At 31.9% G+C, this 22444-nt stretch carries 16 protein-coding genes and 3 pseudogenes; 14 read left to right on the forward strand and 5 right to left on the reverse strand.

Features of this window, described 5'->3' with window-relative positions; genetic code table 11:
- Positions 1-237 precede the first annotated feature (237 nt).
- The 6 genes from EKQ63_RS13460 (at position 238) to EKQ63_RS13485 (ending at position 8048) form a co-directional block, all read left to right on the forward strand.
- The gene (locus EKQ63_RS13460; RefSeq protein WP_087952625.1) at positions 238-1551 is read left to right on the forward strand and encodes a D-alanyl-D-alanine carboxypeptidase family protein; all 1314 of its coding nucleotides are present in this window, start codon (positions 238-240) and stop codon (positions 1549-1551) included.
- A 187-nt stretch (positions 1552-1738) separates the two neighbouring features.
- A complete protein-coding gene (locus EKQ63_RS13465; protein WP_087952627.1) occupies positions 1739-2887 on the forward strand; it encodes an acyltransferase family protein in 1149 nt (382 codons plus the stop codon).
- Positions 2888-3089: 202 nt separating this feature from the next.
- On the forward strand, positions 3090-3680 hold the full coding sequence (locus EKQ63_RS13470; protein WP_140168721.1) for an SGNH/GDSL hydrolase family protein: 591 nt from the start codon (positions 3090-3092) through the stop codon (positions 3678-3680).
- A gap of 625 nt (positions 3681-4305) precedes the next feature.
- A complete protein-coding gene (locus tag EKQ63_RS13475; RefSeq protein ID WP_088328176.1) occupies positions 4306-6273 on the forward strand; it encodes a penicillin-binding transpeptidase domain-containing protein in 1968 nt (655 codons plus the stop codon).
- A gap of 424 nt (positions 6274-6697) precedes the next feature.
- Positions 6698-7231 carry an RNA polymerase sigma factor gene (locus EKQ63_RS13480; RefSeq protein ID WP_000438333.1) on the forward strand — a complete coding sequence of 178 codons (534 nt, stop codon included), beginning with the start codon at positions 6698-6700 and terminating at the stop codon, positions 7229-7231.
- Positions 7221-8048, forward strand: coding sequence for an anti-sigma factor (locus EKQ63_RS13485; RefSeq protein ID WP_087952680.1), 828 nt, complete (start codon positions 7221-7223; stop codon positions 8046-8048). Before EKQ63_RS13480 ends, EKQ63_RS13485 begins: the two co-directional genes overlap by 11 nt.
- 10 nt (positions 8049-8058) lie before the next feature.
- Here EKQ63_RS13485 and EKQ63_RS13490 read toward each other — a convergent pair whose 3' ends face one another.
- On the reverse strand, positions 8059-9822 hold the full coding sequence (locus EKQ63_RS13490; RefSeq protein WP_088328175.1) for a peptidoglycan D,D-transpeptidase FtsI family protein: 1764 nt from the start codon (positions 9820-9822) through the stop codon (positions 8059-8061).
- Positions 9823-10115: 293 nt separating this feature from the next.
- Here EKQ63_RS13490 and EKQ63_RS13495 point away from each other — a divergent pair, with 293 nt between their 5' ends.
- Both EKQ63_RS13495 and bla read left to right on the forward strand, forming a co-directional pair.
- Positions 10116-12239 (forward strand): peptidoglycan D,D-transpeptidase FtsI family protein, encoded by a 2124-nt coding sequence (locus tag EKQ63_RS13495; RefSeq protein WP_087996888.1) that lies wholly within the window; start codon positions 10116-10118, stop codon positions 12237-12239.
- Positions 12240-12451: 212 nt separating this feature from the next.
- Positions 12452-13399 carry a class A beta-lactamase Bla1 gene (gene bla / locus EKQ63_RS13500; protein WP_372514601.1) on the forward strand — a complete coding sequence of 316 codons (948 nt, stop codon included), beginning with the start codon at positions 12452-12454 and terminating at the stop codon, positions 13397-13399.
- A gap of 7 nt (positions 13400-13406) precedes the next feature.
- Here bla and EKQ63_RS30230 read toward each other — a convergent pair.
- A pseudogene (locus EKQ63_RS30230) lies at positions 13407-13573 on the reverse strand (undecaprenyl-diphosphatase); the annotation flags it as partial.
- Positions 13574-13979: 406 nt separating this feature from the next.
- On the opposite strand from EKQ63_RS30230, the gene EKQ63_RS13510 reads away from it, so the two are divergent.
- The 5 genes from EKQ63_RS13510 to EKQ63_RS13530 all read left to right on the forward strand — a co-directional run bounded on the left by EKQ63_RS13510 (position 13980) and on the right by EKQ63_RS13530 (position 19280).
- Positions 13980-15794 carry an acyltransferase family protein gene (locus EKQ63_RS13510; protein ID WP_087952687.1) on the forward strand — a complete coding sequence of 605 codons (1815 nt, stop codon included), beginning with the start codon at positions 13980-13982 and terminating at the stop codon, positions 15792-15794.
- A 711-nt stretch (positions 15795-16505) separates the two neighbouring features.
- On the forward strand, positions 16506-17093 hold the full coding sequence (locus EKQ63_RS13515) for a DsbA family protein (protein ID WP_143881130.1): 588 nt from the start codon (positions 16506-16508) through the stop codon (positions 17091-17093).
- Between the two features lie 286 nt (positions 17094-17379).
- Entirely contained in the window at positions 17380-18201 is an 822-nt protein-coding gene (locus tag EKQ63_RS13520; RefSeq protein WP_087952689.1) for an MBL fold metallo-hydrolase, read from the forward strand.
- Positions 18202-18205: 4 nt separating this feature from the next.
- Positions 18206-18598: a nuclear transport factor 2 family protein gene (locus EKQ63_RS13525; protein ID WP_088328129.1), complete on the forward strand. Its 393-nt coding sequence runs from the start codon at positions 18206-18208 to the stop codon at positions 18596-18598.
- Positions 18599-18752: 154 nt separating this feature from the next.
- On the forward strand, positions 18753-19280 hold the full coding sequence (locus EKQ63_RS13530; protein ID WP_087996896.1) for a nuclear transport factor 2 family protein: 528 nt from the start codon (positions 18753-18755) through the stop codon (positions 19278-19280).
- Positions 19281-19515: 235 nt separating this feature from the next.
- Here EKQ63_RS13530 and EKQ63_RS13535 read toward each other — a convergent pair whose 3' ends face one another.
- The 3 genes and pseudogenes from EKQ63_RS13535 to EKQ63_RS13545 form a co-directional block, all read right to left on the reverse strand.
- Entirely contained in the window at positions 19516-19875 is a 360-nt protein-coding gene (locus EKQ63_RS13535; protein ID WP_087952269.1) for an FtsB family cell division protein, read from the reverse strand.
- Between the two features lie 232 nt (positions 19876-20107).
- The gene (locus tag EKQ63_RS13540) at positions 20108-20716 is read right to left on the reverse strand and encodes a DUF998 domain-containing protein (RefSeq protein WP_087952268.1); all 609 of its coding nucleotides are present in this window, start codon (positions 20714-20716) and stop codon (positions 20108-20110) included.
- Positions 20717-21001: 285 nt separating this feature from the next.
- Positions 21002-21207 (reverse strand): annotated as a pseudogene (locus EKQ63_RS13545) (hypothetical protein).
- Between the two features lie 455 nt (positions 21208-21662).
- Between EKQ63_RS13545 and EKQ63_RS13550 the strand changes: the two are divergent.
- A pseudogene (locus EKQ63_RS13550) lies at positions 21663-22281 on the forward strand (glycerophosphodiester phosphodiesterase); the annotation flags it as partial.
- Between the last annotated feature and the right edge of the window lie 163 nt (positions 22282-22444).

The following is a 22444-nucleotide window of genomic DNA, read 5'->3' on the forward strand; positions in this document are numbered from 1 at the left end:
TGTAATCCTAAAAAATATGAAAGTACGGATCATCTTGAAAAATACAAGGGTATTAAAAATAGGTATGTGTGTAGGAACACAAAGTATCAGTGCGCCTAAAAGTGTGGGATGAGATGGTCTATATGAAAGCGATCCTAACGTCGTATATGTATATAGAATTTGAGAATACTGTCTATTTTTTGAGGATTATGTAAGAATAACATTTTTTTGAGTACAAAGATATTGGAGGTAACAGAAGTGAAAGGTATGTTTTGCAAGAGAAGTATTTCAATAGTAACAGTGCTTACACTATTTTGTAGCATGGTCGTTACATTTGGAAGAGCATCAGCGGAAACAGTGCCTGCTATAGACGTGGAAGCAGGATCAGCAATTTTAGTAGAAGTAAATTCCGGGAAAATTTTATATCAAAAAAATGCAGATGAATCATTAGCAATTGCTAGTATGACAAAAATGATGAGTGAATACTTAGTTCATGAAGCGGTGGATAAAGGAAAACTTAAATGGGATCAAAAAGTTAAAATCTCTGAATATGCATATAAGATTTCACAAGATCGCTCATTATCAAACGTTCCATTAGAAAATGGTGGCTCTTATACAGTAAAAGAGTTATATGAGGCAATGGCAATTTACTCTGCAAACGGTGCAACAATTGCTTTAGTTGAAGAAATTGCTGGAAAAGAATCCGATTTCGTGAAAATGATGAATGATAAGTCAAAAGAGTTTGGAATGAAAAATTATAAATTTGTAAACTCTACAGGTTTAACAAATCAAGATTTAAAAGGATATCACCCAGAAGGGACAACTCTAGACGAGAAAAATAAAATGTCCGCAAGAGATTGTGCGATTTTAGCACAACGTCTCATTCAAGATTTTCCGAAAATATTAGATACAGCAAAAATCCCCAAAAAAACATTCCAAAAGGATGGCAAATATCCAATTGATATGGTGAATTTTAACATGATGTTAAAAGGTTTAATTAAGCAATACGAAGGTGTTGATGGATTGAAAACAGGAACTACTCCAGAAGCTGGTGATTGCTTCACTGGCACAGTAGAAAGAAACGGTATGCGTCTAATATCTGTAGTGATAAAAGCAAACTCCCATACAGCACGTTTTGATGAGACGAAGAAATTATATGATTATGGATTTGCGAATTTTGAAGTGAAGAATATTTACGGAAAAGGTTCAGTAGTAAAAGGGCATGAAACAGTGCGAGTAGCAAATGCAAAAGACAAAGATGTAGTAGTTCAAACGAAGCAAACTGTTTCACTTCCAATACCGAAGAGCAACAAAGACGTTTATAAAAAAGAATTTAAAGTATTGAATAAAGAACAAGAAGCACCTATTAAAAAAGGTGTAACAATTAGTAAAATGATTATCTCGCCTAAAGATAATACAGATCCTGGGTTCTTATCAGGTAAATCATTACAAATAGACCTTGTAACAAAATCTGATGTGGAACAAGCAAATTGGTTTACACGTTTTATACGTAAAACAGGATCTTTTTTTAGTAGTATGTGGGATAGTGCGATTGATATAGTAAAAAGCTAATTTTATAGGATACAACTAAATGTTTCACTTTATAAAAATTTAATAAAATCTTTTCTTTGTATTAAATATTTTGTTTTAAATTATGTATATAAAGAAATGGAGGTCAAATTAACTTTGTACTGCTTATATTAGGAATTTAAAGAAAGAATATGTACAATTCTCCCACTACATTCTTATAGTGGCCTTTATGAACAGCAAAATTTACAATTTACAAGGAGAACATTTTATGAGTAAGAGAATAAAAGAATTAGATTCCATACGAGGTTTAGCGGCACTTACTGTGGTATTTGGACATTTTTGTTTAATGCTACCATCGTTGCCTAATTCTATTAAATTTTCCCCGCTAAGGTTTTTATGGGCGGGTGGAGAAGCTGTTATCGTTTTTTATGTACTAAGTGGTTTTGTGTTATCTATGGCACTTTATCATTCAAAAATAAATTATTGGGGGTATTTAATTAAGAGATTTGTAAGAATCTATATTCCTTATTATTTTTGGATAATCGTTACCTTTGTTTTATTTATTTTGTTTTCGTCGTATGAAGTGGTAGGACTAAGGGATTGGTTCTATGATAGGTGGCAAGGGTCTACAACAAAATTAGATATTTTAAACCACTTTGTGCTTCTTAATAACTTTTTTACGGAAAATTATAATCCAGTTATTTGGTCATTGGCTCAAGAAATGCGTATATCTATTGTGTTTCCTTTGTTGTTCCTTCTTTTTTATAAACTGAATTGGAAGAAAACGATACTATTTGCTTTGAGCTTTTCTTTAATTAGTGTTGTTCTTAATATGTTGCATATTGGGAAAGCTGAAGGATTTTATAATGGTTATGCTGATACACTGCATTTTACATCTATGTTTATGGTTGGAATGTTACTTTTTAAGTATCAGGAAAAACTTATCTACTCATATAGAAATATGAAAAAATTTAAAAAAGGATTTCTTATTGTATTAGGGATTATTCTATATTTATATTCCATTTTAATTTATGGTTTTTCCCGTAATGATACAACTTTCTTATTAAAAGATTGGGGTGTCGTAATGGGGGTTAGTATATTTATTATAATGGCTATGAGTAACCTAAAAGTAAAAGCATTTTTAAATAAGAGTGTATTTGTATACTTAGGAGAAATTTCATACAGTATCTATTTGTGTCATTTTCCAATCATGATGGTACTATTTAGACTATTGTATACAAAGATACCTATCTTTTTCCTTCTTACTTTGTGCAGTGCAATGACATTACTTTTTTCTATAGTTTCATACCATTTAATCGAAAAGAAATGTATCAACTGGGCAAAACAAAGAACAACAAATTTTTTGAAAAAAGTATAATTCCTAGATAGATTTTATTTTTTTAGTAAATATATGAATATGACCGATTCCTAAGTATACTTAGGAATCGGTCAATTTTAGATTCTAAATGTAAATATAGTAAAGTGGAATATAATTGAAATCAAAAACTACTTAGAAATAACAATTACGGTGTGAGCTATTGTATAGTATAGATATGGTTAATAATAAAGGGGGAATACATATGTGGAAGCGATTTGTAGCAATTGGCGATAGTTTTACAGAGGGGATAGGGGATGAAGTTGAGGGAATTGCATTAAAAAGCTGGGTAGATCATTTTGTTCAACTGTGTGAAAACGATATAGAATATGCCAATTTTGCAAAGCGTGGGTTAGTAACTAAAGAAATTCGCTCGCAGCAATTGGAAAAGGCGCTAACTTTTAATCCAGATTTGGTTAGTCTCATTGCAGGGGCAAACGATGTTTTAAAAGGACGTTGGAATCATGATGCATATAAGAACGATATGGAATTTATGATAGATACATTAAGTAAAGCAGGGGCTGATATTATTATAGCAAACCTTCCAGATTTTACAGTTAGGCTTCCTTTTGCTTCTGAAAAAAAACAAGTAATAAAAGAACAATTATTAGAGGCGAATGAAGTTATACATTCATTGAGCAGAGAGTATAAGCTTTATCATGTTGATTTTTGGAATCATCATTTAGTTAATGACAATACGCTTTGGTCTAAGGATTTAATTCATCCAAACTCAAAAGGATATGTAAAAGTTGCTGAATTGATTTTTAGTAGTTTGCCTGTACAGAAGACAAAATAATAGTTTGCAATTTAACAAATATGATATTAATTGTATGAAGCTATGTTTTTTAATAAATGGAAAGAACTAAACATTTAGCAAACAAAGCGTATCTACGATATATTTCTACAGTAGTGCACAAATGCAGAATCACAAGAAAAGATCACCTACGGAAATAGGTGATCTTTAAACATTCTTATACCTAAATTAACATATTATATTACTAAATAAATTCGTACTACATAAAAATTAAGTTCTTTTATAGAAAAAATGATGATACATTAGCTTAAAATATATTATATTTTACAAGAGATTCATAACAATATTATATAATAACATAGTCAAATCATATTTTAGGGATTTATCCCGATTGTGTATAATATGTAATTTTTTTGAAGTAGTAATGTCTAATAAATTAAATAGGTAGTAAATGTATAGGTTCAATACTATATGATTCAATCTTTGTTATGAGTGCATTAGTAATTGTTTACAAACTTCCCTCTTCTAATGCAACTTAAGTGTAAATTTATTTTTTTGTAAATATGGAACAATGTCATTACTAAAAATGTCTATTAAGCGTTGAAACATTTTTTATTTAATAAATTAAGAAAGGAAAAATGATTTTTAATTAAGGGAGAAGATTGAATTGAAAAAATTATGGATGCTGCTTTTCTTTTGTTTTGCAGTTATGTTGGTAGGATGTAATAAAAACGAATCGCCAAAACAATCATTTGAAGAATATATAAATTTATGGAATGATAGAAAATTTGCAAATATGTATGATCATTTATCAGAACATGCTCAAAAAACAATTTCTAAAAAGGAATTCACAGAGAAATACCAAAAAATTTATGAAGGTATTGGCGTTAAGAATTTAAAAGTTAAAACGAAAGGAGAGAATACTAAAGATAAAGAACTTTTTCTTTTTGAAGTTAAGATGGATACGGATGGAGGACCAGCTTTATTTATCCATGAAGCAAAACTCGTGAAAGAAAAGGAATCTTGGAAAATAGATTGGACACCAGATTTCATTTTTCCAGGTATGAAAAAAGATTACAAAGTACGTATGCAAATAGAACAAGGAAAACGTGGAGAAATATACGATCGAAATGGGAAGGGTCTAGCAACGAATGGTAAAGCGACTGAGGTTGGAATTATTCCAGAGAAACTAGGCGCAACGGCGGCACAAACAAAAGAAACAGTAGCGCAGTTATTTGATATGTCTATAGAAGAGGTTGATCAGAAGCTTACAGCGAAATGGATAAAACCAAATTCTTTTGTACCAATTGGGATTTTAAAAGAGGGAACTAGACAGAATGATTATATTGAATTAGAAGGAGTTGCTTCTCGCCCAGTGAATATTCGTTCGTATCCGTTAAGAGAAGCAGCCGGACACTTAACGGGATATATAGGAAAGGTGAATGCAGAGGAATTAAAATCGCTTCAAAAAAGAGGTTATCAAGCTGATGATTTAATAGGTAAGACAGGTTTAGAGAAAGTACTGGAGAATAAATTGCGTGGTGAAAAGGGTGGACGCGTATTTATAGAAGATGGAAACGGGAAAGAAATTAAAAACGTAGCCAAAAAAGAAGCGAAAGCAGGGGAAAATGTTACATTAACAATTGATGCTGCAATTCAAGAAAAAATCTATAATGAGATGAAAAATGAAGCCGGCTCTAGTGCAGCGATCAATCCTAAAACAGGTGAAACAATCGCGCTTGTAAGTAGCCCTGCGTATAATCCAAATACAATAGTTAGAGGAGCATCAAAGGCCCAACGAGAAGCATGGAATAACGATTCGAAACTACCAATGATGAATCGCTTCACAAAAGCATTTGTACCAGGTTCCGTATTTAAAACGATTACAGGTGCAATTGGTTTGGAAACAAACATAATAAATCCTAAGGAAGAATTTAATATTCAAGGATTAAAGTGGACAAAAGATTCAGCTTGGGGAAATTATTATGTAACACGTGTGAAGGATGCAAGTCCAATTGATTTTGATAAGGCAATGAAGTACTCTGATAATATTTATTTTGCTCAACAAGCTTTGAAAATGGGAAAAGATCAGTATGTGAATGAATTTAAGAAATACGGATTTCATGAAAAATTACCAATTGAATACGAATTTCCTATTTCAATCATTGCAAGAGATGGGATAAAAAATGATATTCAACTAGCAGACACGGGATACGGACAAGGGCAAGTATTAATGACACCACTTCATTTAGCATTAACATATGCATCGATTGTGAATGAAGGGAATATTCCGTCGCCTCATCTTTTAAAAGAAGCAAAAGTTACGGGGAATTGGAAAGAAAATGTGATTTCTAAAAAGAATCAAGACATATTAAAGAGTGCATTAATCAAAGTGATTAATGACCCTGATGGCGCGGGGAGAATTGCTAAGATTGATGGTGTAACTCTTGCTGGTAAAACAGGTACAGCAGAATTGAAAGAATCGAAAGAGGCAGACGGAAAAGAAATCGGATGGTTTGCAGCTTTTGATGCAAATGAGCCAGACATGATTGTAACCATGATGATTGAAGATGTAAAAGGAAGAGGAGGGAGCAATGTTCCAGGCGAAAAAGTAAAACATGTTTTTCAGAAATAATAGCTTATCATAAGGTGAAATCTTCTAGTAAATTCACTATATGTTTGCTTAACTCAAAGGTATAAATTGCGTGAAATATAGAACAAATATATTTTGAAAAAGCATTCTTGCTAGTCGAGAATGCTTTTTTACTGTGGCTACAGAAAGTTGATAACACATCTTCATTTTCATTTTTGAAAGGTTGACATTGTAAATAGTAAATAGAAGAATAAAACAAAATGAAATGGACAAGTTTTAAAATTAAACAAAACAGTTATTTAGTAAAACATAAATAGAGCACACAAATAAGCATTCTCAAGAGGATTTTTCTATCAAAAAAAGATAAACAATGGAACAAATGAAATTTGTATCTTGTCTATATATTGAAACCATAATAAAAGTGAGGGCAGTTTTATGTTTATTCAAATAAGTTTGAGGTGTGGAAATGGAACAGACGTTTATTGAAAAGTGTAATCATGATGAGCTGGACTATGTTATAAAAGATTATTGGCAAGATGTATGGAATTATTCATTTATTATTACGAAAGATCCACACTTATCAGATGATATCACGCAAGATGTATTTATAAAGGTATTTAAAAATTGGAATTCATTTCGAAAGGAGTCATCTATTAAAACGTGGATATTAAAAATCACAAGAAATACGGCAATAAACTATTTGAAATCGTCTTATTTTAAAAGAATATCTTTAGTAGGTTTTTTTAGTGATGATAAGCAAACTGTGTCGGCAGAACAAGAATTTTTTAAGCAAGAAGAAATGAATGATGTGTGGAAAGTTGTATTAAAACTACCTAAAAAGCACCGTGAAATAATAATATTGGATGCAAAATATGAATTATCTTATGAAGAAATGGCTGAAACACTAGGAGTATCCATTGGAACTGTAAAATCTAGATTAAGTAGAGCAAGAAGTAAGGTTTCAAAATTAATAGGGGAGGGTAGTAGTGATGAACAATAAACAAAATCCTGACTGGTATAGAAAATTAAAAAAAGGCCCAATGGAACACCGTAAAAACGAAGAAGAATATATTTATAAAATAAAGCAATCTATATATGAAAGTAATGAGGGAGGCTCTCTAAAACAAACAAGACGATTTCGTAAAAAAGCATTGCCAATTGTTGTGGTTTTAGCATGTACATTTTTATTTTTTATTGTTCAACAACCTTGGCTTGATGATAATAAATCACCGGTACAAAGTAGTACACAAATTAAGCCTAAAACAAAAGATGAGTCTGCTCAAGATCCAACATTAAAACAATTCATGAATGAGTTATATCAAAGTACAAATGTAAAAAATAAAAATGAATTGTATAAAGCGTTAAACGATGAAGTTCAATTTAAAGGGAAGAGCTATAAGAAGGATGAATTGAAGTTTGATGAAGATATTTTTCATGAGTTGCAAGTCGCTCTTACAATGGGGGGAGAATTTGCAAATGATACAAAACATGTATATAAAGTACCAAGTGGATTGACAGAAAGTAACCAACCAAAGCAACCTCATTTTATATATGCAACTGTTACTGGAAATAAAACGAAAATTTTAGCTGAACCAAAGCGAGAATCACAAGTTTTATATGAAGTATCTAATGAAATGGTAAAAGCTTGGATTCCAGAAAAAGTGCAGAAGGATGAATATATAAAAATATCGACAATTAACGGTAATACTGGATATGTACAAAAAGAGTATGTTTTAACTGACATTAAATACTCATTTATGTTTGAAAAGAATAATGAAGGTGAATGGAAAATAATAAATATAGATTCTATTTGGTAAAAAAGGAAGGTTAAAGTGAACCTTCCTTTTGGTTTTTATTCTCTTTTTGAAGAGTATTCCAGGACTCTAAAATTTCTGATGTAACGAGAGCAGCAATGTTTTTTTCTGAATTACTACCAGGAATAACGACAGAAACGGCAATCTGTGGATCTTCGGTAGGAGCATATGCAATGAATAGAGAATGATTGATCATTCTTGCTTGCTCATTCGGAAAACCTGTAATACCTGTTTTACCAGCGACGTCGAAGGGCAACTTTTTAATCTCCTCTATATTTTGACTCATTCCACCTTGTACGACACTCCAAAAGTTCATTGGGTAACGATTTGAACTTTCTAAAATTGGTTTAAACTTTTTTGTTTCTTTACCATCTTTACCAATAATAGCACTTACGATTTGAGGTTTATATTTATCACCTTTACTTGCTAAAGTTGCTGCATATTGAGCAAGTTGAAGAGGAGTATGCACTTCATTTCCTCCCCAAGAGGCATTTAATAAAGCGGAAATTCCATTTTCAAACTTATTAGAGGGATGGAATTCATATTGTCCGTCTTCTTCAAAGGGTAAATCAATCCCGGTTTTAGAACGTAGGCCGAATTGCATTAAATAATCTGTCCATATATGTGCCACTTTTTCTATATTTCCATTATTTTGGTTGAATAAGGGCAAAGCTACTTTTGCTGTCATAAATGTGTTAGATGAATTAATGATAGCCTGCCTCGGTGTAATCTCACCTGTTGGTGTTCCAGGTGCATTCGTAATATTATTTTGAGTATCATACTGAAAAGTACCCTTATCTAAGTAAGTATCTTCAGGTTGAAAAAGTTTTTCGTTTAATCCAATTAAAATAGTAAGTGGCTTTATAGTAGAAGCCATATTTACATAAGATTCACCATACTTTAATTTTTGAATTGCTTTATTTTGCGAAAGTGATTTTATGTTATCTATTTTAGTTGATACATGTGTATGTAATATATTTGGATCAAAAACTGCTGAGTTGGCCATAGTTAAAATTGCGCCAGTTTTTGCATCGCTCACTACAGCATAACCAGCTTTAGCATCAGGTGTTTTCTTAATTTGAGACTTTAATGCTTCCTCTGTTTTTTGCTGCAACTCATAGTCTAAAGAAAGCCGGACATCTTTTCCTTTTTGTACTTTTTGAATGTTCCATAAGAACTTTTTATTATTCAATTTAAAAATAAGAGTTTTACCCGGTTTTCCTTTTAAATCATTTTCATATTGCAACTCAACCCCGCTTTTTCCAACAGCCATATACTTTGAATTAAGGTCATGTTCTACATACCCAATTACCTGTGAACCAATTTCATGTTTAGGATAATAACGTATTACTTCATCTTTAATTATTACATTTTTGGGTTTGTTTTTGTTTATGAATGCAAGTTCGTTCTCAGTTATGTCAGAGTATAACGGTATATCATTCATAGTTTGCTTTTTACAAGATTGTTGTAATTGAGATTTTATATTCTCTGTAGAAATATGATGTTGAAACTCGTTTGAAAATTGATTAAAAAAAGCTAATGTGTTTGCTGTATCTTGTTTCGATAGCTTGTCCTCATTAGAAGTGCAATATAAAGACTTAACTTTCTTATTTGTAGCTAGTATTACACCATTTTGATCAAGTATTTCTCCTCTTTCAGCTGAAGAAGTTTCGGTAGTAATTGAAACGAAATGGCTTTTTAATAAAATGATTAAAATAACACCTACAATAGAAATAATCGCTATAAATCTCCATCTTTTTATTTTTGTATGTAACATAAAACCCTCCCTTTTTAGCCTATTTCATATTATAGTTAATTATTTTTTTTGTAAATGTGGAACAACTTTATTATTTAGATTGTCTATTAAGTATTACAGCATGAAGAAAGGAATAAATAGTATGAAATTTTACTTTTAAGATGAGTCGTTATACAGTGTAGCATTTCTAATGCAAACGACAAAAAATAGAGAGAAAACAAGACAGGAGAGTTTTGAACGGTGAGGGTTGATTAAAGTTTCACTTTATAATCGGCCATCGTTACGTAATATATAAGCAAATATATGGAGGATTTATGGAAAAGCAAAAAGGAAATAAGAAGACATATATATCTATTCGATTAAATATCATGTTCCTTTGTATATTTTTACTATTCTCAGCTATTATTATGCAGCTAGGGAAAGTACAAATTGTTGAGGGAGAGGCTTATAAGAACCAAGTGGAAAGTAGTCAAAATGCAATAACGAGTATTCCAGTTCCACGTGGACAAATTTTAGATCGAGAAGGGAAAACAGTCGTTAATAATAAATCTCTTCGCACAATTACGTATACAAGGGTAAAGGGGATTACGAGTGAAGCTATTTTAAAAACAGCAAAAGACTTGGCGGAAGTACTTGAAATGCCCGAACAAGATATAAATAAATTAACCGATATCGATAAAAAGGATTTTTGGATGCAGTTGAATACGAAACGTACGGAAACAATGATTACGAAAAAAGATATAGAAAAGTTTAAAGAAAAGGGAATAGAGGGAAAAGAGTTAGATAAAAAAATAGAAGATTTAAGACGAAGTCGCGTTACAGAAATAGAATTGGGTGAGTTAACAGAACAAGATTTAAAGGTGTTAGCTATTAAAAGTAAAATGAGTTCAGGTTATCAACTAACACCACAAATTATTAAAAAAGATGTAACAGATGAAGAGTATGCGCGGATAAGTGAAAATCTTGCGGATTTTCCAGGAGTAGATGCAACGGTTGATTGGGAGCGCAATTATGTAAATGGTGATTTATTTCGTTCCGTGTTAGGGAATATTACGAGTAGTGAAGAAGGTTTGCCAAAAGAAAATTTAGATTCTTATTTAGTACGCGGATATAACCGTAATGATCGTGTAGGGAAAAGTTACATTGAACAACGATATGAGGATGTGTTACATGGCACAAAAGAAGAAGTGAAAAATATTACAGATAAATCAGGAAATATTATAAACACAGAAATAATTTCTAAAGGAAAAAGTGGTAATAGTTTAACATTAACGATTGATATGGAATTACAACAGAAAGTGGAAGAAAGTTTAGAGAAAAATTTGAGAGCTTTTAAGAGTTCAGAGCCACTATTGGACCGAGCTTTTGTTGTTATGACGAATCCGAATAACGGACAGATTTTATCTATGGCAGGCAAAAAGATTGTAGAAAAAGAAGGGAAAATGGAAATCGAGGATTTGGCATTAGGTAATATGACAACTTCGTATGAACTAGGATCAGCTGTAAAAGGTGCAACTTTATTAACTGGATATGAGACAGGGGCAATACAACCAGGAGATCAATTTTATGATGCACCGATGAAATTTAAAGGTACACAAGCTAAGAAATCGTGGAATGTATCCGGATTTGGTAATATTAATGATTTACGAGCTCTACAAGTATCTTCGAATGTATACATGTTCCAAACAGCTTTAAAAATTGCGGGCGTTCATTACGTACCAAATGGTTCATTGGATATAAAACAAGAAGCATTTAATACGATGCGCTATTATTTTAAGCAATTTGGCTTAGGAGTTCCTACGGGTATTGATTTACCGAATGAAATAATTGGACAAACTAGAAAAGTAGATAGCCAGCCTGGGTTTTTACTAGATTTTTCTATCGGGCAGTATGATACGTATACACCATTGCAATTAGCACAATATATTTCAACGATTGCGAATGGCGGTTATAGAATGCAACCTCAAATTGTACAAGAAATACGAGAGCAATCAATAAAAGAAGAGGTTGGCAAAGTTATTCGTTCTATAGAGCCTGTCGTATTAAATCGAATTGATATGAAGACAGAGCATATTGATCGAATAAAAGAAGGGTTTAGATGGGTATTCCAAGAAGGTGATGGAACTGGCGTGAAGCATTTCAAAAATGCTTCATACAAGCCAGCAGGAAAGACAGGGACAGCTCAAACTGTATATGGCGGAGAAGACCCAATTGGCAGAAATGCAAAAGGAGAACGTATGGAATGTTACAACTTAACATTAGTTGGATATGCTCCATACGATAATCCAGAAGTAGCGTTCTCAGTAGTAGTTCCGTGGCTTCATAATGATAAAAGTGGAATTAATTCTATAATTGGAAAGGAAGTTTTAGATGCATACTTTGATTTAAAACAGAAACGTATACATGGTGAAGCTGCTAGTACAGATGGTTCTAAGTAAAATTAGTAATATTCGAGTGCTTTTCTCAGGGAAGAGAACCTGTTTATATAAAGGTATTTATAAGTGGAAAATGAGATGTGAAATAAGAGATAGCGGCGATCATAGCTACTATTTCTTATTTTGTTAATAACTCTCATACTAATTATAAATTTTTTAGTTTATGGAACAAATTTGTTTCGGTGATTGTCTATTATGTGTACGTATAAAGAGGTATTAAGAATTTGAAAGGAATGATGATTTTGAAAAACAAGAGTATACTAAAGATAGGAATATGCGTTGGTATATTAGGTTTAAGTATTACAAGTCTACATGTTTTTAAAGGAGAGACATTGCAAGTTGAAGCGAAAGAAAAGACTGGAAAAGTGAAACATAAAAATCAGGCGACGCATAAAGAGTTCTCTCAACTTGAGAAGAAATTTGATGCACAATTAGGTGTATATGCGATTGATACTGGTACAAATGAAACAATTTCTTATCGACCTAACGAAAGATTTGCCTTTGCATCAACTTACAAGGCTTTAGCGGCAGGAGTATTGCTACAGCAAAACTCAATTGATACATTAAATGAAGTTATCAAATTTAGGAAAGAAGACTTAGTGGATTATTCACCTATTACAGAGAAACATATAGATACTGGAATGACGCTAGGAGAAATTGCAGAGGCTGCAGTTCGTTATAGTGATAATACTGCAGGAAACATTTTATTTCATAAAATAGGCGGACCGAAAGGGTATGAAAAAGCGCTTAGACAGATGGGGGATCGGGTTACTATGTCTGATCGCTTTGAAACAGAATTAAACGAAGCTATTCCAGGAGACATTCGTGATACTAGTACAGCGAAAGTAATTGCTACGAATCTTAAAGATTTTACGGTCGGAAATGCGCTTCCAGATGATAAACGTAAAGTACTTACAGATTGGATGAAAGGGAATGCAACTGGAGACAAGCTTATTCGTGCGGGCGTACCAACTGACTGGATAGTTGGAGATAAATCGGGTGCTGGCAGTTACGGTACAAGAAATGATATTGCTATCGTTTGGCCGCCAAATAGATCACCAATTATCATCGCAATTTTATCTAGTAAAGATGAGATAGAGGCTACCTATGATAATCAACTCATTGCAGAGGCGGCTGAAGTTGTCGTTAATACTTTTAAGTGATAATCTCTCAATTCTTTATGTAATGTAATTGAAAATATGAACTTGGAAAGCGATTCTTTTTAATGTGAAAAGAATCGCTTTTTGTATTCCTAATACATTTATAATCCAGCTAACAAAAGAATTAAATATTTTATATGTAGTATTACGAATAGCTATACTGGTTAAGATTCCTATGAAGGCGCTTTATCAGTAAGAGAAATATGTAATTATACATATTTCTTTTTTATAATGTTTTTATATACAAAATCCCTTACATATGCATTATCGATTATATTCAAAATGTCACAGGCCTTGATATGTCTGTAAAAACGTATCAAAATTTTACTTTAAGACACACGGTATATAAATTTTTGATTGGGCAAATTCCTCTTTTTTAGGAAGAGTAAAAACACCTACTATAAAAATTTTCACAACAGAGCCAGATAACGTGATAAAGTATTTATTGCTGTGCATGTAAATATCAAAAAAAGCCTTACAAAATGATGTTTGTATTGGTGTAGCTTATACAATTTTAGGAAATTAATAGCATTTTATGACGTTATTATTAACCTAGTTTTCAAGAAATAGAGGTGAGTGTAGGATGACTAAACCTTTTAAAAAAAATAGTCGTTATATGGTAGGGTTGGACAGTCTAAGGGGTCTAGCTATACTAGGTGTTATTTTGTATCATATTAATTTTAATTGGATGCCTGGAGGGTTTTTAGGAGTTACAGTATTTTTTGTACTTTCAGGTTATTTAATTACAGATATTCTAGCCATGGAGTGGAAGAGAAATAAGAGAATTGATTTGAAAAAATTCTGGCTTAGTAGGGCAAGAAGATTGCTTCCAGGAATGCTTGTTATGCTCGTTATAACATTGGCATGGATTACGATTTTTCATAGCTCTTTACTTGAAAAAATGCGTGGAGATTCATTAGCGGCATTATTTTATGTTAGTAACTGGTGGTATATATATCATAAATTATCCTACTTTGATAATTTTAACCAGATTTCGCCATTAAATCATTTTTGGTCGTTAGCAGTCGAGGAACAATTCTATGTTGTCTGGCCGTTTATTATTAGTTTAGGACTTTACTACATAAACAAACAATCCCGTATGATTTTATTGATTTGTCTAGGAGCATTTGCTTCAGCTTTAGCAATGGCAATTTTGTATGAACCTGGAGTTGATCCGAGCAGAATATATTATGGTACAGATACGAGGGCCTTTTCATTACTTATTGGAGCGGTACTTGCCTTAGTTTGGCCAAGCAATAGGCTTGCTAATAAAATTATCCCGAAGGCGCGTTTCATTCTTGATGTAGTGGGTGGCATTGCTCTTATTATTATTTTGCTTATGTTTTGGAAGACCAATCAATATGATCCATTTCTATACAAGGGAGGAATGGTTCTCTTATCAATTGCAACAGCATTGTTAGTGGCAAATCTAGCTCATCCAGCTAGTCGCATTGCTCAATTTTTACGATTTAGACCTTTACGTTGGGTAGGGATAAGATCGTATGGCATATACCTCTGGCATTATCCAATTCTGACATTAACGACTCCAAAAGTAAATGCAGGGGATTTTTCAATAATAAGAGCAATCCTTCAATTTCTTCTAATAATATTGATTGCGCAAATTTCATGGAAGTTTATCGAAAAACCAATCCGACAAGGTGCGCTCCGGAACATTCAGTTTAAGAACTTAAGACTTCAAAATGTCACTTTAGGTGTTAAGTTAGCTTTAGTTTGTTCATTATTCTTTACGTCAATGGCAGTTTTAGGCTTATCAAATGCTAGTAAGGCTAAGGGGAATTATCAACAAGATAAGGTGGAAGCAGTACAAACACAACCGGCGCCACATCCAGTTGCTGTTTGGGAAAAACCAAATCAAGAAACGCCTCTAAATCAAGGGGAATCAAAAGAAGTAAATTCTGCACACCCTAAAAATCCGCTCACAGTTACTGCGATAGGCGATTCCGTTATGATTGATATTACTCCATATTTAAAAAATACTTTTCCTGATATTAGGATTGATGCGCAAATTGGCCGTCAGCTGTCAAAAGCGATTCCAGTAGTTGAACAGTTAAAAAATGAAGGGAATTTAGGAAACTATGTCATTATCGGATTAGGTACAAATGGAGCCTTTACTACTGAGCAACTTGTTTCATTAATAAAATTAATTGGAAACGAACATAAAATAATATTTATTAATACGAGAGTGCCACGTCCGTGGGAATCAATTGTGAACGAGAGACTGAAAGTAACAGTAACTAAATATCCTAATGTAACTCTAGTTGATTGGTATGCAGCAAGTGCTGGAAAGAAAGACTACTTTGCACCTGATGGTGTTCATTTAACCAATGTAGGTGCAGAAGCATACGCAGTCCTTGTGGCTAAAGCGGTTAATCAATAATTAATTATATTTGATCAAATTCTTTTGCAAAGTTAGCTGAAATAAAAAAGATCTATGTTTGAAGAAATAAACTTTTGGCATTTAGCAATAATTCCTGTAATTCATAATACAATGACAAGCGAAGTTTGGTTGAAGACTTCGCTTTTTTGTACAGGACATGAATGGTCTCTATACCTTTTACTATACCATAACAAAAATGTTGAATTCCTGTGGTTTTAACAAAATGGTTGTCACTTTATATGTTAATAATCCTGTTCTGTAGGGTTCGCCGTTTTTTATTATATGTTATGTTGTAGTTTTTATATAAAGCATATTAAAAAGTGAGCGTTTCTTTCTGATAAATTTTGGGGTTAATTTACTAAGGACTATGACAAATTTAAGAACAAGAAGAAAAGTATTTGATACTAGAATTCTGGAAGCGCTAGGATAGAAATTAAATGTTTTTGTAAAAAAAGAATTGACTTATATACTAGTTGTAACTAGAATAGTTACACGAAGGTGTAATCAAATAAGTTACATATGGTGTCTGTTTTTTGAAAAAAATGTGCACAGTTATCTTTTGTTAAAAATCAAATTTAATCTTTTTTGAAAGGGTTAGTTTTGAAAAATATATTAAGGTAACTCAAAAAAGAACAAGATATAAAAAGATGTACTTATATAAACCCGAAATTTAGCTGAGCTGGATAATAAAAATAAAGGTAGGAGATTTAAATGGAGACGAAACAAGATAACCTTATTTATGTATGGGACGCTTATTGTGGATGGTGCTATGGCTTTTCAGAAAGTATTAAAGCCGTTTTATGTGGAGGTTTATTTTTAGATAATTTACCAATGAAAAATTTCTCATATATAGAAGAGGGAAATAAAAGAATTAATCAACTCACAGGTGCAGAATTTGGTCCTTCATATCAAAAATTGGTGGAAGAAGGTACTTTTAAAATGAATTCGAAAGATGCTGCAATTGGTTTTTCGGCATTACGCTCATTAGCTCCAGGCCGTTTGTTAGAATTCACTTCGGCTATGCAAAAAGCGTTTTATTATGAGGGACAAAGTCTAAGTGATCCTGAGACATATCGTAAGATTGCAATCGAGCATGGTTTGGACCCTGAACAAGTATTAGAACGCTTAAACGCTCAAGAAACAGTAATAGATGTCCAAAATGATTTCAATAAAGTTCGACAGCTTGGTGTTAATAGTTATCCTTCATTACTTTTACAAAAGGATAATCAAATTATTCCTATTGGTGGCGGGGTAATGACGCCAGATAAAATCGAAGCACGTTTTAAAAGTTTATATTAAAAAATCTTAAGCTACAGTATATTGCATGTAACGTTTTAAGAAAAACTACTATAAGTAAATGGACTAAACCTTTTTTATAATAGTTGGTTTCAATTTGTATTTAAATAGTCCAATTTTATTATAGGCCATAGTAATAAACATATTATCTTACACCAACTGACATTTATCTCCCGAATAAATGTTTGTGCTGTCACACTTTCAGGTGAATTGAATAGGGAGTTTCTATTTGAACAAGAAAAAATGTGTGATTTATTTCATAACTTTAACAAAAGGAGAGAAACATTCTATGTTTAAAACAATCGATACAAATCAAAAAGATGTAAAATTGACGGTGTTTAGTTCAGACGAAAAAAGTTTCATGGTCACTGCAACCTTAGTTGAGAAAGCAGGACATGCATTTTTAATAAACTCAAAATTTACTCAGTCTGATTCGAAAGAAATAATTGATTATCTGAAAAAAAATAGCTTATCTCTAGATAAAATCTTTATTATTCATGGGGATCCAGACTACTACTTTGGATTAGAGAGCATTAAAGCTGCTTATCCAGAAGCTATAGCGTATGCTACAGAGTCTACTGTTGAACATATTGTTCATTCTGTCTTAGGAAAATTAAAAGTTTGGAAAGATGCACTTGGAGAAAATGCACCAAGTAATGTGATATTACCTCAAGTGTTTAAGGAAAAATCTATTGGTTTTCAGGGACTAACATTTGAACTAGTAGGCTTAGATCATTACAGAACTAGCCTGTTTAATAAAGAGCTAAAATTATTAATTGGTGGTATTGATGTATTTAACGAAATACATGTATTCTTAGCAGATACTAGTTCAAAAGCAGCAATGGAGGCATGGATTGAGAACTTGAAAGTGTTACAAGCATTACAAGCTGACGTAATTGTACCTAGCCATGGATCAATTGAAAAATCATTAAATAATCAAGCAATTACTGAAACTATGGATTATTTAAGAACTGCAATTCAAGCTTCTGAGGAAAGTAAGAATTCAAAAGATTTTGTAGCAAAACTTGATGCAGCATATCCAGGCTATGCAAATAAAGGTGTATTAGAATTAAGTGCAAAAGTTGTAACAAAAGAAATGCCTTGGGGTTAATGCTATGAATGAATATCAAAAACTATTACACGAAACGTATGTGTTAACTGGCGAAGGAAAATTAGATACTTTTAAAACGTATTTAAGTGAAAATATATCTTGGACAGAAGCTGCTGGGTTTCCATATGTGGGCACTTATGTAGGTCCTGATGAAGTAGTTAAAAATGTACATGAACGTCTTGGGACTGAATGGGATAACTATAGCGATAAAGATGAAATTTATGCTTTTAATAACAATAATGTTATCGTGTATGGAAAATATAGTGGAACGTATAAAGTAACAGGGAAATCATTTGTAGCAGATTTTTGTCATCTTTATGAGTTTGATGAGAACGATAAGGTTAAGAAGTTTATTCAAATTGTGGACAGTGCAACTGTTAATGAGGTATTAAGTTAGGATTACTAGTTTCTAACATGCCTCGTATAAGGAGTATTGTTAGAATAAATGTGTTTTCCTAACAATATCTCTTACATCACATTATGGGAAAGATTTTTCCTGTATCAAAGGTTTTAACGAAGATGAATTATAAAATTAGAAGAGGTAGGTATATATGAAAGTAGAGAAAAATTTAATAGTAATAATTATTTCTGTGTTTATTTTAGGAATTGTGTCGACTTTGATATTTCAAGCTTCAACTGGTAATACCAAAGGCCATTCAATAAAGGGTGAGAATGCTGCATCGGTATCGAAAGGTAATGTGACAGAAAAAGAAAAGAATAAAAAGATGGTAGTCGATTTCTATAATGAAGTTTTTAACAAACATAATATCGATATTATCCCTAAATATGTAAGTGAAGATTATAAGCAACATAATCCTTTTGTTGCTGATGGCCGAAAAGCCTTCATGAATTTCTTTAAGGAGGACTTTGTAAAAAATCCAAATTCCTCTGCAGAGATTAAACGTGTAGTAGCTGAAGGAGATACAGTTGCCCTCCATGTACATTCTCGTACTAATTCTCAAGATAAGGGAGTTGCTATAGTGGATATTTTTCGTATAAAGGATGGAAAGATTGTTGAACATTGGGATGTAATTCAAGAGATTCCAAATGAAGCCGCTAATAATAATACGATGTTTTAGGTAGAAGATATCTCTAATATTTGTTTAATTGTTAGAAATATATATAATCTTGAAATTTAGACAAGTTATGTTTTAAGATGAGTAAAAATAAAGGGATGTCCTAGATATGTTACTAGGACATCCCTTTTTGTTTTAATAAGATTTAATCTAATATGATGTATAGGGTACTTATTGTATGTATTTTTTATCATTAAATCACTTCATGATTAATGACAATCGCTTATGTCTTGAAAAACTATTCATTTATTTGAAATATAGTTTCATCAGGTCTAGAGAATCCATACAATTTCCTTGCGAACTTTAAAATACCTTTTTCGCTCTCTGTTAAAGTTTTAATATCGTTTTCATAATAACGTCCTATGAGTTCTAATTCAGACAATCTTTTCTTTTCTTTATTTAGTGTAATTTGTTTTTCTTGAATCATTTGTTCTTGCTTATAAATGGAGATTTGAATGGAAATAACCATAGGTAGCATAAAAGCAAGTGCTAATAAAAGGCGACGTCTTAGCTTTTTATTCGTTTGTGGGTTCTTGCTAGGATTAATTTGTATTTTTGAGATTGATTGTTGTGGTAGTGAATTTGGGATACTCCCCATTTTAATGCCTCCATTACCTATGTATAGAATTTAAACTGCTTAAAAGTATTATATATGCTAAATAGATAATTTTGAACTTATTTGTGTAAAGAGAAGTTTTATGAAATTTTAAAAAAATCTCTATTTAGTTGCAAATAAAAAGCGCCATAAAAGGTGCTCAATAACTACCACTGAGTTGATCATGATTATTTTACGTATGTTCCTGATAAATGTGCATTTTTGTATAAAAACTTTATTTTATCAATTTGTAGGTTGATACAGTTCCCCAAACGAAAAGAACCAAGTAAAAAAGTCTTTGTAGTAGGCCTGCAGGTAAGGGGAAAAGAAAAACAAGTGAGATAAGGATTGTTATTACTATTAAGCTTAGTAAACAGAAATATGTCCATTTTCCATCTTTTTTAAGATTCTTAGCAAAAATAAATAATCCAGGAAATACAGTAAGCATACCTATCCAAACTAGAATAGAATGTCCAATTAGGTTTATATCTGCAGGGATTAATCCTGAAACTATAGTAGAGACTCCTATTATAAGTATAAAAAATGTTGCTATTTTATTAATTTTTGTTTTTTCTAGATGTTGTGAAATAAATAGTACTCCAATACAAAATGTTATTCCATTAAGAATAAAGAGTAAATTCATCCAAAAGTGATTAGGGGAGCATATTTCATAAGGCGCTATTTCGTAGGTGAATTCTCCACAGGTTGTTACACCTAGGTCACTCATTGCATGATGCAAATAGTTATAAGGTGCTGTAGAAGTGAAAATAAAGAAAGGTTCAATTAAAAAGTATAGGCAAGTTGCAATCCAGCTAAATAAGCCAATCCTATTTGATATATACATTAGATTCCTCCCTTGAAAAAGTATAGTTCCATTATAGATGGTTACAATATTGAAAGTGAAAATTGTAAATTGAGAGTCGATAATTCTGTTCAATAATATAGGATTTTCTGGACAAATATGCTTAGCGGAAAGACGTATAAAAAATGGATGGAGCAAAACTTAACAAAATAGTTATTTGAAAATAACTAACGGCAAAAACGTCAGGCAAACAATTAAGTTGCCTGACGTTTTTGCATGGTAAAGGATAGATTCCTCTACAAAGGAGAGAAATAAAGAAAAATGTTTTTAAATGAAATTCATAAAAGATTGATAGGCACTAACGAGGGAAAATACCGTAGCTATCGCATGTGCAGTCCATTTAGGCTATTTAATTTTAATATGGTGTTGTGTAAGATTCTGTATACGATATAAATGATCAATATAAATGCAATTAATTGAAGTGCTAACAAAAATAGTGGTTGTTCTAAAGCACTAAAGTCAAGTTGTTCCATTAATTTATCACACCCTTTATATTAATATAATTAAAATAAAGGGTGTGAAGGTTTTTACTATAAAGTTTCAAATCTGTATATATTTGATGGTAGATAAGTGAATGTTAACCAAAACCCTACTGTATAAAAAGGAGAAGCGCTTAATCCGGACGCTCCTCTTAATGCCAATATACAATAACTATTCCATTATAATGTATAAGCGTAAAATATTTAACAATTAGCTATTCTTTATACTTACTATTACTAACATTCAATTAAGATAGTTAACGCTATGTGTATAGTGTTAACTAATGTTTAGTGTAGTATACATTCAGAAATCTAGTATTAGATTACAATTTTCAAAAAAGCTAGTAAAAGTAAATAAAATAAACAAAGATCCTGTAAAAAAATACAGGGTCGATTTCTCTAGTAATAAAATACGAGGCTATTTTTTATTTAGTTTGCTCATTTGTAGAAGAGATTTTACAACAAAAGAATTACAAGCACTTGATATTGGTTACGGTTATACAGCTGATGGGGGTAAAACATTCCCGTTTCGTGGAAAAGGGATTAATCTTATGCCAACACTTGATGAAGTACTTACCCATTTTCCAGACCGTTCTTTTCTTATTCATATTAAAAGTGATGATGAAAATGAAGGAATCCAATTGGCTACTCACCTCAAGAAATTACCAGCGAAGCGCCTTAATCAACTAACTGTATATGGTGGCGATAAACCAATTGCTGCGATAAAAGAGCGCATCCCTAGTTTACGAACATTGTCAAAAGCGACCATGAAAAAAAATCTTATTACTTATATGGCATTAGGATGGACTGGCTACATACCTTCAAGCCTGAAGCATGGAGAATTACATATACCAGACAAAGTAGCTCCTTGGCTTTTGGGGATAGCCAAATCGTTTTCTTAATCGAATGGATAAAGCAGATACTCGAGTTATCATTGTAGGAGGAAATGGGTCTGGGTTTTCAAGTGGATTTGACTCATCTGAAGATATAAAACGTCTTCCTGAAGATTATACAGGTGGAATTTGGACAAATTGCATTGATAAAATAGCACATGTATATAAGAAATAAGGGATAATATAACAGTCGAAGTTTTTTCATCTGTTTAACCATTTATATTTTAATAGAAGACTTATTAATAATTTTAAAGGTTTATATACCGATAAACACCCCTAATTTCCTATGAATAATGGAAATCAGGGGTGTTTTTTGGATGAATGGAACTTATTTTATA

This window comes from Bacillus sp. BD59S (assembly GCF_007363175.1).
Taxonomy (GTDB): Bacteria; Bacillota; Bacilli; order Bacillales; family Bacillaceae_G; genus Bacillus_A; species Bacillus_A pacificus.